General features: G+C 41.6%; 14 protein-coding genes and 1 riboswitch. Of the genes, 12 read left to right on the top strand and 2 right to left on the bottom strand.

The features are described from left to right. Positions 1-10: 10 nt before the first annotated feature. From ccsB to ERJ70_RS10565, 7 genes are all read left to right on the top strand, one after another. Positions 11-1201, top strand: coding sequence for a c-type cytochrome biogenesis protein CcsB (ccsB, locus tag ERJ70_RS10595; protein WP_309506931.1), 1191 nt, complete (start codon positions 11-13; stop codon positions 1199-1201). 44 nt (positions 1202-1245) lie between these two features. Then, positions 1246-1962 carry a response regulator transcription factor gene (locus tag ERJ70_RS10590; protein ID WP_209364867.1) on the top strand — a complete coding sequence of 239 codons (717 nt, stop codon included), beginning with the start codon at positions 1246-1248 and terminating at the stop codon, positions 1960-1962. After that, a complete protein-coding gene (locus ERJ70_RS10585) occupies positions 1962-3722 on the top strand; it encodes an ATP-binding protein (protein ID WP_209364866.1) in 1761 nt (586 codons plus the stop codon). Before ERJ70_RS10590 ends, ERJ70_RS10585 begins: the two co-directional genes overlap by 1 nt. An 85-nt stretch (positions 3723-3807) precedes the next feature. Then, positions 3808-4009, top strand: a riboswitch (cobalamin riboswitch). A gap of 161 nt (positions 4010-4170) precedes the next feature. After that, positions 4171-4587: a DUF4430 domain-containing protein gene (locus ERJ70_RS10580; protein ID WP_209364865.1), complete on the top strand. Its 417-nt coding sequence runs from the start codon at positions 4171-4173 to the stop codon at positions 4585-4587. Between the two features lie 5 nt (positions 4588-4592). Continuing rightward, on the top strand, positions 4593-5114 hold the full coding sequence (locus ERJ70_RS10575; RefSeq protein ID WP_209364864.1) for an ECF transporter S component: 522 nt from the start codon (positions 4593-4595) through the stop codon (positions 5112-5114). A 132-nt stretch (positions 5115-5246) separates the two neighbouring features. After that, complete coding sequence (gene sigX / locus ERJ70_RS10570; protein WP_209364863.1) at positions 5247-5783, top strand: RNA polymerase sigma factor SigX; 537 nt, start codon at positions 5247-5249, stop codon at positions 5781-5783. Next, positions 5780-6973 (top strand): RsiX family anti-sigma factor, encoded by a 1194-nt coding sequence (locus ERJ70_RS10565; protein ID WP_209364862.1) that lies wholly within the window; start codon positions 5780-5782, stop codon positions 6971-6973. The genes sigX and ERJ70_RS10565 overlap by 4 nt, the downstream gene beginning before the upstream one ends. Positions 6974-7526: 553 nt before the next feature. On the opposite strand, the gene ERJ70_RS10560 is transcribed toward ERJ70_RS10565, so the two are convergent. Beyond that, the gene (locus ERJ70_RS10560; RefSeq protein ID WP_209364861.1) at positions 7527-8021 is read right to left on the bottom strand and encodes an inorganic diphosphatase; all 495 of its coding nucleotides are present in this window, start codon (positions 8019-8021) and stop codon (positions 7527-7529) included. A 204-nt stretch (positions 8022-8225) separates the two neighbouring features. Between ERJ70_RS10560 and ERJ70_RS10555 the strand changes: the two genes are divergently transcribed. Continuing rightward, a complete protein-coding gene (locus ERJ70_RS10555; RefSeq protein WP_209364860.1) occupies positions 8226-8690 on the top strand; it encodes a helix-turn-helix transcriptional regulator in 465 nt (154 codons plus the stop codon). Positions 8691-8745: 55 nt separating this feature from the next. Here the strand turns inward: ERJ70_RS10555 and ERJ70_RS10550 are convergent, their stop codons facing one another. After that, a complete protein-coding gene (locus ERJ70_RS10550; protein ID WP_209364859.1) occupies positions 8746-8994 on the bottom strand; it encodes a ferredoxin in 249 nt (82 codons plus the stop codon). 120 nt (positions 8995-9114) lie between these two features. On the opposite strand from ERJ70_RS10550, the gene ERJ70_RS10545 reads away from it, so the two are divergent. From ERJ70_RS10545 to ERJ70_RS10530, 4 genes are read left to right on the top strand one after another with little or no spacing between them, the layout of a single operon-like run. After that, positions 9115-10176: a YpbB family protein gene (locus ERJ70_RS10545; RefSeq protein WP_209364858.1), complete on the top strand. Its 1062-nt coding sequence runs from the start codon at positions 9115-9117 to the stop codon at positions 10174-10176. Beyond that, positions 10173-11723 carry a RecQ family ATP-dependent DNA helicase gene (locus ERJ70_RS10540; protein WP_209364857.1) on the top strand — a complete coding sequence of 517 codons (1551 nt, stop codon included), beginning with the start codon at positions 10173-10175 and terminating at the stop codon, positions 11721-11723. Before ERJ70_RS10545 ends, ERJ70_RS10540 begins: the two co-directional genes overlap by 4 nt. Then, complete coding sequence (locus ERJ70_RS10535) at positions 11701-12351, top strand: CPBP family intramembrane glutamic endopeptidase (protein ID WP_209364856.1); 651 nt, start codon at positions 11701-11703, stop codon at positions 12349-12351. The genes ERJ70_RS10540 and ERJ70_RS10535 overlap by 23 nt, the downstream gene beginning before the upstream one ends. Continuing rightward, the gene (locus ERJ70_RS10530) at positions 12296-12646 is read left to right on the top strand and encodes a hypothetical protein (protein ID WP_209364855.1); all 351 of its coding nucleotides are present in this window, start codon (positions 12296-12298) and stop codon (positions 12644-12646) included. Before ERJ70_RS10535 ends, ERJ70_RS10530 begins: the two co-directional genes overlap by 56 nt. The last annotated feature ends 93 nt before the right edge of the window (positions 12647-12739 follow it).

Here is a 12739-nt window from a genome sequence, read left to right as displayed (position 1 = left end):
GAGGAGAACGATGGGAGATTTGACTCAGGTAAGCAGTGCGCTGCTTTATTTTGCTTTTATTTTATATTTAGTGGCGACTTTCGTGTTTGCAGGGACAATTCGTGATAAACGTACGGATAAAGGCAATGGCATGTTAGGTAAAGTAGCCATTACCATCACCATCATCGGTTTTTTGACACAAATAGGCTATTTTATTACACGGTGGATTGCAAGTCAGCATGCACCGGTAAGTAATTTATTTGAATTCACCACCTTTTTTGGCATGATGCTCGTCTTTGCCTTTATCATCATCTATTTTATTTACCGATTGAATCTGCTAGGACTATTCACATTACCTGTTGCTTTATTGATTATTGCATACGCAAGTATGTTCCCGCGGGAAATATCACCGCTGATTCCTTCGCTGAAGAGTCATTGGTTGTACATACATGTAACAACAGCGGCAACCGGGGAAGCGATATTGGCAGTAAGTTTTGCAGCGGGACTGATTTATTTAATAAGGCAAATCGACCAAACACAACGAAGTAAACGGACCACCTGGCTGGAAGTAGTCATGTATGCGGTTTTTTCCACATTGGGTTTTGTGATTATTTCCTCCTTATTCAGCGCTTTTCACTATAGTGCAGCATTTCAATTTCCGGTCGAAGGACAAGAAATTACCGTGGAGTATCAGCTTCCTGCAATCACGGGACCAAATGACGGAGAGTTGCAGACAGAAGGGGTCATGCAACCATGGTTTGAAGCACCTGGTTGGATGCATGGTGAAAATGCTGCCAGGAAATTTAATACATTGATCTGGTCGGTCCTGACTGGGGCAGTTCTGTATTTATTAGCCAGATTGATGTTAAGGAAACGGATTGCAGCGGCCATTCAGCCATTATTGAAACGGGCAAATCCTGATTTAGTGGATGAAATTTCTTACCGAGCAGTAGCTATCGGTTTTCCGGTATTTACTCTGGGGGCTTTGATCTTTGCCATGATTTGGGCACAACAGGCGTGGGACCGTTTCTGGGGTTGGGATCCAAAAGAAGTTTGGGCCTTGATCACCTGGTTTTTCTATGCAGCCTTTCTGCATTTACGTTTATCCCGAGGCTGGCACGGTGAAAAATCTGCATGGCTGGCAGTTGGGGGATTCGCAATCATCATGTTTAATCTGGTTGCTGTCAACTTGATTATCGCCGGTCTTCACTCCTATGCGTAATAGCGGTATGATAGAAGCTAGAATATAATTGAGGGGCGGATTGCATGGTCAGTAATGAAAAAATTTTAGTAGTAGAAGATGAAGAAAGAATTCGTCGGCTGATCCGAATGTATCTGGAAAGGGAAAATTACCTGGTGGAAGAAGCAGAGGATGGTGAGTTCGGTCTGCAACTGGCACTTGAAAATGACTATGACTTGATTTTGTTGGACATCATGCTTCCAGGCAAAGACGGAATCGAGGTTTGCAAAGATATAAGAGAGCAGAAGGATACGCCGATCATCATGCTGACTGCAAAAGGAGAGGAAGCAAACCGGGTTCAGGGTTTTGAAGTGGGAACAGATGATTATATTGTAAAACCATTCAGTCCGCGCGAAGTCGTTTTGCGAGTCAAAGCTTTATTGCGGCGTTCTACCTCCAAGGCATTTTCAGCCGAGGAGCATACGACCAGAGATTTGATTGAATTCCCTCATTTGTTCATTGACAATGATGCACACCGGGTCAAAGCAGATGGCAAAGAAGTAAGTCTGACTCCAAAAGAATATGAGTTGCTATATTTTCTGGCAAGGTCTCCTGACAAAGTATTCGACAGAGAGCAGCTGTTGAAAGAAGTTTGGAAGTATGAATTTTTTGGTGATTTACGTACTGTCGATACTCATGTGAAACGATTAAGGGAAAAACTTAACAAAATTTCTGTGGATGCTGCAAAAATGATCGTAACCGTATGGGGAGTCGGGTACAAGTTCGAGGTTGATGGCGACTGATGTTCTGGCGTAGTGTGGTTTTCAAGCTATGGTTTACTATCCTGCTGCTTGTCTCCTTTGTTTTGTTGATTCTGACTATTTTATTACTGGAGTTTTTCCAGAACTATAACACAGATCAAGCAGAGCAAAACTTGATGCAAACAGCTACGAAAGTCTCTGTCATGGTAGACCATTACGATGACAGGGGCTTGATTTATGAAACAACGAGACGCGTAAAAGATCCTTCGAGCAAGATAGCCCTCGTATTTGGTGAAGGGGATTTTTGGATTTCCGACAAGAAGGATGACAGCCTTCCGAATATATCCTATAACTGGCTGATGTCAGAAAAGGATTTATCATCCGTAATCGATAACGATGAAGAAGTCAAAAAACAAGTGATCTTGCCAGGGACCGAAAATAAGGTAATTATTGTTGGTACGAAGCTTCCAAATCAAAATGGCGCTGTCTATGTCTATCAATCACTGAATGTGTTAAAAGAAACATCCAGGCACACAACACGGATCATTTGGCTCGCTGCAGGTGTTGCTCTGATTCTTACAACCATTTTTGCTTTCTTTTTGTCCTCGCGGATCACATCTCCTTTGATAAAAATGCGAGAAGGAGCATTTGAGTTGGCGAAAGGGGAATTCAATACGAAAGTACCCATTCTGACTCACGATGAAATTGGAGAGCTGGCCATGGCATTCAACCGTATGGGAAGGCAGCTCAAGTTCCATATCAACGCTTTGAGGCAGGAAAAAGAACAAGTATCGAGCATCTTAAGTTCCATGGCGGATGGAGTCTTGACCCTTAACCGAAAAGGGAACATTATGGTTTCCAATCCACCTTCCGAAAAGTTTCTTAAAGACTGGCATTATGAAAATGATTCTGCTGAAGAGGAAGTAAACTTGCCAACAGAATTAATGGAAACGTTGGATGAAGTCGTTGCCACAGAGAAGGAAGTCATGCGGGAAATCTCGATACAAGGAAGAAACTGGGCGATGATCATGACGCCTTTATACGATCAGTCCTATGTCAGGGGAGCAGTAGCAGTATTTCGGGATGTGACAGATGAAAGACGTCTTGATAAACTACGGAAAGACTTTATTGCCAACGTTTCCCATGAACTGCGAACGCCGATTTCTCTTCTACAAGGTTATAGTGAAGCAATAGTTGACAATATTGCGGAAAGTAAGGAAGAAAAAAATGAGCTTGCGGGGATCATCCATGAGGAATCGCTTCGCATTGGCCGGCTTGTAAACGAACTGCTCGACTTGGCCAGAATGGAGTCAGGCCATATACAATTGGAATTGGAATCGGTGGATATGGAGCCGTTTTTAGATCGGATTGTCAAAAAATTCAGTGGCATGGCACATGATAAAGCTGTTTCTCTGTCTCTGGAAAATAATCTTCAGGTAACACAACTCACATTCGATCCGGACAAAATCGAACAAGTTTTTACGAACCTGATTGATAATGCGATTAAGCATTCATTTGCAGGCGGAAAGGTCAGAATTATTCTCGCCGAGGAAGAAAAAGAAGTGGTTTGCTCAATCATGGATGAAGGAGCAGGTATTCCTGCCGACGATTTGCCTTTTGTTTTTGAACGATTTTATAAAGCAGACAAATCAAGAAAAAGAGAAAACAGTAAGACGGGAACTGGTTTAGGACTGGCAATTGCAAAAAACATCATGGAAGCGCACCAGGGTTCGCTGACTGTCCAAAGCAAAGTAGAAGAAGGGACAACCTTCACCTTCCGGATTCCGAAAAAAATCGAATAATCGTTAAACTTGAGGAATAATCTTGTTCCTTATGTAACATTACAACTTCCTAATTATAGGGAACTATGATAAAATGATTTCTGGAAATCAAATAGAATACTGCGGTGCCTTTCAGTCGGTTTTGCCGTCTGGCAGGCTGAAAAGGGAATCTGGTGAAAAACCAGAGCTGTCCTCGCAACTGTAAGTACGGACGAAAAGGAAAAACCACTGTGAGCTTTTAGTCATGGGAAGGTTCCTAAGTAGAAAGATGTACGAGCCAGTAGACCTGCCGTTGTTGCCTGTTTCAAACCTTCGGGGATTGAGTGTTTGAGACTGCCGGTGTGTGGTTTGTCATCCATTACAGCTGGTTTGTCTCTTTAGCTTATCTTCTCAGAGGATAAGCTTTTATTTTTGTACATAAATAGCACTTTTCCTGTCCCTGAAAATTATAATTGGGAGGTTGGAAGAAATGAAGAAGTTTTTATTCGCGTTATTAAGTTTGTTATTTGCCGCTGGTATCGTGACCGGCTGTGCGGAGCAGGATTCGTCGAACAATGAGACGGCGGAAACAACGGAGCAATCCGGTGAATCAGAAAGTCAAGAAGCGGTGATGGTCACCATTTCAGAGGATGAAGGGGAAAATGTCATCACTGAAAAAGAAGTTGAAATCGAAGAAGGGGCTATTTTACTTGATGTGATGAAAGAAAACTTCGAAGTAGAAGAAGCGGATGGCTTTATTACTTCCATCGAAGGTGTCAGTCAAAACGAAGAGGAAGGGAAATACTGGATGTACACCGTCAATGGAGAAATGGCCGAGGTTGGTGCAAACGAGTATGAACTAAGCCCGGAAGATGAAGTCACGTTCGATTTGCATGCCATGGAATGATATGAGTGAATACCTATAAACTCACTCTAATTGCAGTTCTCGCAGCTTTGGCTGTCGTGGGCAGATATACCTTTCAGTTTCTTCCCAATGTACAGCCGGTGACTGCCTTGATCATTATTTGTGGTTTCTTTTTAGGTCCTCTATCCGGAGTATTGCTTGCTGGATTGACTACTTATCTTTCCAATTTATTCCTCGGTATGGGGCTTTGGACTATCTGGCAAATAGTTGGCTGGGCATTAATCGGGTTGATGAGCGGATTGATCGGGAAATACTGGAGGGATATTCCGCTGCCGGTGATGATTGTTTTTGCCGTTATGTGCGGCTATCTTTACGGACTGATTGTGTCATTGGCAACCTTCTCAGTGGCGGGGAATTTTCTTTCCTATTACCTTTTGGGTTTGCCGTTTGATACTTATCATGCAGTAGGCAACGGAATTTTTATGGCGATTTTGTTCCCGGTATTCTCCAGGATTTTCACAAAATATCTCCGTAATTCAGAATATGGAAAAATACCAGCTAGTAAATAGCTGGTATTTTTTTGGTTTACCCCTAAAAGAAAGCAATAAATAAAGTTATAATAGAAGCGATTGACAAAAATGTTCCTTCATTGTAACCTTTTTGCTTCGCACTCCGACAATATAGTGAACGGGGGATCTGGCATGAGAGCCGTTTTTCAGGATTTGTACAAAAAATATCATCAGGATTTATACCAATTTTTAATATATATGACAAAGGATAAGGAGCAAGCAGAAGACCTCGTCCAGGAAGTTTATATAAAAGTATTGAAGTCCATTCACACATTCAAAGGAGAAAGCAGCGAAAAAACGTGGCTTTTTTCCATAGCCAGGCACGTAGCAATCGATTATTTCCGAAAACAGTCGAATAAACGAAAGCGGATCCTTGATTTTTTTGATTGGGGAGAACGAGGAGAACAATTGGAAGACCAATCCATTCTTCCGGAAGAAATAGCTGAGCAAAATGAAGAAATGAGACAGATTTATCACTGTCTCGATAAATGTAGTCTGGATCAAAAAAGTGTTATCATTTTACGGTATATTCAATCATTTTCTTTAAAGGAAACAGCAGAAACGCTCGGTTGGAGTATTAGCAAAGTGAAGACAACGCAACATAGAGCCATCAAGGCATTGCGACAGCTACTACAGCAGGAATACGGAGAGGAGGGGGATATACAGTGAAAAAAGGATGGAATAATCAACGTGTAGAGGAAAACTTGAGAAAGTTGCCTGTTATACAGGATAAGCGGCCGGAAAATGAATTGTATCAAAAGGTTGTGGAAGGTTTACAGGAAGAAACAGACAGAAAAAACAAAAGGTCCTGGAAATCATGGTTGATTCCCTCCCTGGCTACTTTGGCGGTACTTGTGTTAATCGCAGTAATAGGCCAAAGCGCAATGCGTATCGATCACTTTACTTCACAGGAAGACGCTGCCGATACTTACTCGAATGAAGCTGTGGACACCGAAGAGGCCAAAGTAATGGAAGAGGGATCACAATCCGATTCCGGTCTCCCTGCTGAACGATCCGAGTCTGCAGATGAGGGAGCGATAGTAAATGAAGCAGAAGAACCAGTCAGTAAAGCTGTCTATACCAATACCGACAGGACAACGACATTAGATGTCTCCATACCGATTGAAGGAAACGGTTATCTTGTGCCATTGACTTATCAAACAGAAAATACAAGTGAAAGTATCCAAAGCACTTTAAATCAGTTAGATGAACGGCTCGATCCTGAAGCTATCAGTCTCCCGCCGAATCTTTTACAAGGGGTTACCTTTGAAATTGATAAAAGCAACGGGATTGCAATTGTTCATTTTCCTGCCGAATTTAACTTTGAAGACGAAGCGTTTACCGAGAATGTGGGAACGGTATTATCCAGATTGTTTCTGCCTCTGGAAATAAACCAAGTAAAACTTCAAATTAATGGAAAGCCAGGTATCCCAATTGCAACAAAAGGGGAAGTAATAGATAGTCTTCCGCTAAAACAGCCTGGTAGCTATGTTTATAAGATTTATCAAAAGCAGGAGGACACCACTCCTTTTTTAGCAGCTGTACCCGTGGCCATTGACCATGACATTGAAGCAGCGTTTTACGAAATGCGAAAAGAAGAACCCGACAATAATTTGAAAGCGACAATACCTGCAGATGTTACATTCCGTGTTCAAAAGTCAGAAAAGCAGGTTTCTGTGGATCTATCCGGACCTGTTACAAATGACCAGAAGACGCTGGATATGATGGAAGCAATGATGATGACCGCCAAAAGCTTCGGATACAAAACAATTGAGTTCAATATCGCTGAAAACAGAATAGGACCTTATGACAATCTGGAAGAGCCGCTTGAAGTTCCAGATGGGATCAATGGGCAATAAACAGTTACAGCTGCTTCTTTAATCATCTAGTTCGAAGCAGTCACATGATCAGGTTACTGTTTGTAGCCTTTACTCTATTGTTTTTTCCCTGTTGATAGAAACTGCGACATAGTTTGAATTCGTCTTGCTAACTTCTTACATTCATTTTATTGAGTTGGATTACGGCGCTACGGAAACAGATTCCTTAATAAACGAGTGTACGAGACATTTTTCTCTTGCATCACTTGGTACTGCATGTAGCTAGAAAAACAAAAAGTCCAAGAGAAGGTGAAAAGACGGAACCCCAACTATTCTTTAGGAAGAAAAGAACGCGTTTCCTGATTTTTAAAAAGTCTTGTTGGGTTTCAAGGAGAAAAAGTTTTTACGCTAGCGTTAATCAACATGCTACCGAAGCGTTGCTTAACAAGCTTTTTAAATAGGAAATGGAACTTCCCATTACAAGTACTGTGCAGTTTATACCATATAGGGAAAAAATCACAATACTTTTCTAGAATGCTATCAAAAAAGCTGTCCTTCAGCCAATTGTGCCAAAGGACAGCTTTTTATATCACCTTTATTTTTGTTCTTTATACCTTGCAAGACAATCGTCAATCAGTTTATTGGCAGCCTCTACGCCTTCCCATTCTCCGATTTCAGTCTTTTTGTTTTGCAGGTCTTTGTAAGTTTTAAAGAAGTGGGAAATTTCAGCCAACTTGTGTGATGGAACGTCTTCCAAGCTGTAGACATCTTTAAAACGAGGATCTTCTACAGGTACTGCCAACAGCTTCTGATCTTCTTCACCGCTGTCAATCATATTTAAAAAGCCGATCACACGGGACTCAATGACACAACCAGGGAAAGTTGGATTGGTCACTAGCACCAGTGCGTCCAGGGGATCACCATCTAATGCTAACGTTTCATCGATATAACCGTATTCAGCAGGATAAAATTGCGGAGAAAAAAGTACTCTATCCAGCTTGAATACCCCTTTTTCCTTATCGTATTCGTATTTGTTCTGATTGCCGGTCGGGATTTCGACAAATACATCAATCACTTTATTATCTGCCATTTATATTTCCTCCTTATTTGCTTGGCAAGAGTAGCTGAAAACCATTGCTTGCCAGCTTTTTTATTCATAACAAATATGTAATCAGCTTCGGTAACATATTATATCAATTTTTAATAAGGAAAGAAAGCAGAGAACATGTTAGAATGTAAAAGAAACGTATAAAAACCTTACACATGAAAAAATCAGCAACAGGACGGTAAAAAAATGGATAAAACTATACTTAGTAAGCAAATATCAAGTAAAATCAAATTAATTAGAGTGGAAAGAAATTATACACAGGATAAAATGGCAACGATTCTTGGAATCTCGAAGAAAACACTTGTTCAAATTGAAAAGGGAAGAACGATTGCCAACTGGACTACAACAACAGCAATTTGTGCATTGTTTCGTAACAGTGAAGTCATTCGCAACATGCTCGGCGGAGATGTTCTGGAGGTAATCGAAACAATCGCCCACACTTCCATAGAAGAGTCGCTGGGAATACATACAGAAGATAAGGTTTGGTGGAATGATCTTTCAGAGCGAAATGGTTATATCCTGCAACAAAATGTCATAAGCCAACATTACCGTATAGTAAATCCGGACAAGCAGCGGTGGTACAGTTCGACAGATAAGGAGGCTGCGTTTGCCAAGTTCGGCCAAGTAAATGGACTGGTGGGCAGCAAATAGTATGCCTTGAAAAGATAAAAAGAGATGACCGTGAAGGCATCTCTTTTTGGGGATTTTATAGAAATTTATCTGGATTACCGTCGAATGGCTGTTTTGCTATCTTGATAGATTCAGTAGGACAGCCTTCGTAGGCGTCTTCCAGGTCATCTTCAAGCTGTATGGGAACAGATATACTCCCCTGGTTATTATCCAGGCGAGAAAAAGCGATTCCTTCATCATCATAGTTAAATATATCCGGGGCCGCCGCTCCGCAAGCTCCACAAGCGATGCAGGTGTCCGGATCGACTAATGTAAACTTCGCCATGATAGGGTTCCTCCTAAAGTTTTGCACTATGCAAAACCACAAAATCACTATCTTCTATTGTAAAACGGTTTGGATTTCTCGGCAAATGTTAAGCTAAAGTAATAGAAAGGGAATATCGCGATGCTAACGGAAATCATATTAGATAGTCTTGAAAAGCTAAAGCAGGAGCGCACTAGTGCAGCGGTTTATCACTTGCTGGTGGGCAAGCGATCTTCCCAAACACTGCAGGATGCCCATATATACCGTCTGACTGGCTATTTCGGAATTGCTAAGGGAATGGAGAAACAAGCGTTCGATGAAGAAATAGAAAAGTTGGTGAGTAAGGATTACTTACTTCAAAGAGGGGATAGAGCAGTTGTTACACAAGAGGGTATGGATTTTTTGAAAAAAAGTGAATTCAAGGGACTTTTGCAGCATTATAACGGTCTCCATTATGACCGAGCTTCGGATCTTTTCTATGAAAGACTCTCCCTATTTATTCAAACTGCAGCAAATATAAAACGCGGCAATCATCGATTCATACCTGTTAGCGAGAATCAGGAAGTATTGCGCTGGATGAAGAACTACTATGCTACGACCCGACACCGGCTTCAAGAGTCGCTGGATCAGTTGTACGATGAATTGCTTGTTTTCTTGAATAGATTACCTGAGCAGCATGCCGAAATTTTTGTAAAAAGGTTAAGCGGCTACTCCCATTTTGGCCTGAGCAAAGTCCAGCTAGCAGCTTTCTATCATTTGGATAAGTATGAATTTTTGGTGTTATACCAGTTGATTTTACACCGACTGCTAACTTATGTCATCTATGATAGCACACCCACTCCAACTCTCGCCCTTTTTGCAAAAGGTCTCGTAAAAGAAGTGTTTCTGACCGATTCGGCACGCAAAACGAACGACCTGCTTAAACAGGGGAGGAGTGTCGAAGAGATATGCAGGATAAGAAAGTTGAAAGAAAGTACTGTCCATGATCACCTAATTGAAATCGCTTATGCTCATCCGCGTTTTCCTCTAAACAATTATGTATCATCGGAAGCCGTCAGTGAAATAGGAAAACAAATCGAGCGGTTGGAATCCAGGAAGTTAAAGGACATTAAGCAGGCTTTAGATGACCGTTACAGTTACTTGCAAATACGTCTCGTAATGGCTGTCTACCGGGCAGGATGGCAAAAAGGAGTGGAACAATGACCGATAGTTTGAAAAGTGCGTTAGAAAAGTATTTTGGCCACCAAACTTTCCGGGAGGGGCAACGGGAGATTATCGAAGACGTCCTGCTTGGGAAAGATGTACTTGGTATTTTGCCGACTGGTTCCGGTAAATCGGTATGCTATCAGCTTCCTGCCAGGATGATGCCAGGTGCAGTACTGGTTATTTCCCCGTTGATTTCTTTGATGATGGATCAAGAAAAGCAGCTGGCGGCTGCCGGGTATAAGGATGTGATTGCATTCAACAGTTTTTTGAGTTTACAAAAAAAACAAAAAGCGTACCGAAATTTATCAGCTTATAAATTGATATATGCCTCGCCGGAAATGCTGCAAAAAAAAGGGTTTGTCAAAAAGCTGTCCGAAATGAACATATCCTTATTTGTAGTGGATGAAGCACATTGCATTTCGCAATGGGGGCATGAATTCCGTCCGGACTATTTAAAATTGCATCAAACGATAGAAGCCTTAAAACATCCTCCGGTCCTTGCCCTGAGCGCTACAGCGACACCGGAAGTACAGAAGGATATTTCCGTTCAGTTACGTAAGCCCGCCATGGCAAGACATATCTATCCAATGGACAGAGAAAACATTACTTTTCAAGTCGATAAACTTGAGGATCCGTCTGAAAAAATGAAGCGGATCTCAAATGTATTAGAAGCACATCCGGTACCGACAATGATTTACTTTTCGAGCCGGAACTGGACAGAGAAAGCTGCTGCTGAGCTATCCGCAGCATTGCCAAATATGGATATTGCTTTCTATCATGGCGGAATGGAACAATCTGACCGTATATTGATTCAGCAGCAATTTATGAATGATCAGCTTGACGTAATATGCTGTACCAGCGCTTTTGGTATGGGAATCAATAAACAAAATATCAGGTTGGTTATTCACTTTCATTTGCCGCCGCAGATTGAGTCGTTCATCCAGGAGGTTGGCAGAGCGGGGAGGGACGGTTTATCAAGTGTCAGTCTTGTCCTTTTGTCACCAAATGATGACTTACTTCCAAGAAAATTAATCCAGTCTGAGTTACCTGACAAGGAAGAAATCGATCGGGTCCTCCATTATATAAAATCAAAGATACAACAAGGGGTTTATCATTTACCTGAACAAGACACATTTCTGGAAAGTTTGCAGATTAGTGAAACAAAGTGGCGATTTATGCGCTATCACTTTGAAAATCATGGTATGATGGACAATAATCAGATTGTTTCTACCTTTGAGTGGGAAAACATAGAGGAAAAAATCAGCCGTGTAGCTGCTCAAAGAACAAAATACAAACTTTCCAAAGTAAAGGAATTGCTCTGGTGGGCAGAACAAAGTGAATGCAGAAGGAAAGCGTTGTTTGCTCCGTTCCAGGATACGATCAAGCAGCCAACATATCGTTGCTGTGATAAATGTGATTTTAAATTTTCTGAATGGTCACCCGTGACGAAGGTTACAAGTAAGTTTGAATCATTTAATTGGAAGCAGGCATTTAAACAGATAATGCTACAAGGGGACAGCGATGAAAAGATTAAGTCAGGCTGAAGCTGTACAGCAGCTTTCAGGCAGCCAATTGAAGATACAATTATACCTTTCACAGTTGCTTCTTTTGCTACTTGCTTTTGGGCTGAGCTTGTGGTTATTTCCTTCCTTCCATCAGTGGCTCGAATTAGTTTCATGGAATGAGGGAGACTTGCTTTTTTATGGGTTAATTCCCGGTCTGATCATCGTATTGACAGATTTAATATTAATGAGATGGCTGCCGGAGCAGGCATTTGATGACGGTGGGCTAAACAAGAAGCTTTTCACTAACAGCAGTGTAGTGGAAGTCCTTATAATCGCACTGATTGTGGCCGTTTCGGAAGAAGCTCTTTTCAGAGGTGTGCTGCAAACAGAATTTGGTTACCTGACTGCCAGTGTCATTTTTGCACTCGTTCATGTCCGGTATTTAACGAAACCATATTTACTATTATCCATCGTGCTGATCAGTTTTTATTTTGGATGGTTATACGAATTGACCGGTAATTTATTGGTTACCATTGCGGCTCATTTTGTTGTAGATTTTATACTAGGAATGTTACTCAGGAATGGCAGCATCATGAGAGGGGGAATGAAGAATGACAGAGGAAAGCAGCAAGGATCAAGCCAGACATCTTCGAAGCATGGTGAATGAGTTGGACAATGACAAGGAAACGGAAACGACTTATAGTCCGGAACAGGAGGAAGTCAATGTCTTAAACCTTCCACCCCGCAAGGAAGTCCATCAGAACAAAAGAACAAAAGTGAAGTGGAAAGTGAGCCTGTCGCTGGTCCGGTTGCTTGTTATTCTTTTTCTTCTTATTATTGCTGTAATTGTATCGTTTCAGATTTGGGATGGCAACCAGCTGTTCGATTTGGATGGCGGACAGGGAATGGACAACATTCTGCCGGGCTGGGAGCAGGTAAAGATAATAACGAATGGAAAATGAGTTTGCTTGAACAAAAGCATGGGTGGCCAAGCAAAACCGAACGAGTTCGAAATCCGTAGCTTTCGAACTCGTTCGGTTCTTCTATTTGTGACA

Source organism: Sediminibacillus dalangtanensis (assembly GCF_017792025.1).
GTDB classification, from domain to species: domain Bacteria; phylum Bacillota; class Bacilli; order Bacillales; family Amphibacillaceae; genus Sediminibacillus; species Sediminibacillus dalangtanensis.
This window is presented reverse-complemented; position numbering and strand designations above follow the sequence as displayed.

Bases quoted from the DNA above. Each gene is read 5' to 3' on its own strand.
- ERJ70_RS10590 (WP_209364867.1), top strand. From the start codon at position 1,246: ATGGTCAGTAATGAAAAAATTTTAGTAGTAGAAGATGAAGAAAGAATT.
- ERJ70_RS10550 (WP_209364859.1), bottom strand. From the start codon at position 8,994: ATGGCGAAGTTTACATTAGTCGATCCGGACACCTGCATCGCTTGTGGA.
- sigX (WP_209364863.1), top strand. From the start codon at position 5,247: ATGAGAGCCGTTTTTCAGGATTTGTACAAAAAATATCATCAGGATTTA.
- ERJ70_RS10585 (WP_209364866.1), top strand. From the start codon at position 1,962: ATGTTCTGGCGTAGTGTGGTTTTCAAGCTATGGTTTACTATCCTGCTG.
- ERJ70_RS10545 (WP_209364858.1), top strand. From the start codon at position 9,115: ATGCTAACGGAAATCATATTAGATAGTCTTGAAAAGCTAAAGCAGGAG.
- ERJ70_RS10530 (WP_209364855.1), top strand. From the start codon at position 12,296: ATGACAGAGGAAAGCAGCAAGGATCAAGCCAGACATCTTCGAAGCATG.
- ERJ70_RS10535 (WP_209364856.1), top strand. From the start codon at position 11,701: ATGAAAAGATTAAGTCAGGCTGAAGCTGTACAGCAGCTTTCAGGCAGC.
- ERJ70_RS10580 (WP_209364865.1), top strand. From the start codon at position 4,171: ATGAAGAAGTTTTTATTCGCGTTATTAAGTTTGTTATTTGCCGCTGGT.
- ccsB (WP_309506931.1), top strand. From the start codon at position 11: ATGGGAGATTTGACTCAGGTAAGCAGTGCGCTGCTTTATTTTGCTTTT.
- ERJ70_RS10555 (WP_209364860.1), top strand. From the start codon at position 8,226: ATGGATAAAACTATACTTAGTAAGCAAATATCAAGTAAAATCAAATTA.
- ERJ70_RS10540 (WP_209364857.1), top strand. From the start codon at position 10,173: ATGACCGATAGTTTGAAAAGTGCGTTAGAAAAGTATTTTGGCCACCAA.
- ERJ70_RS10560 (WP_209364861.1), bottom strand. From the start codon at position 8,021: ATGGCAGATAATAAAGTGATTGATGTATTTGTCGAAATCCCGACCGGC.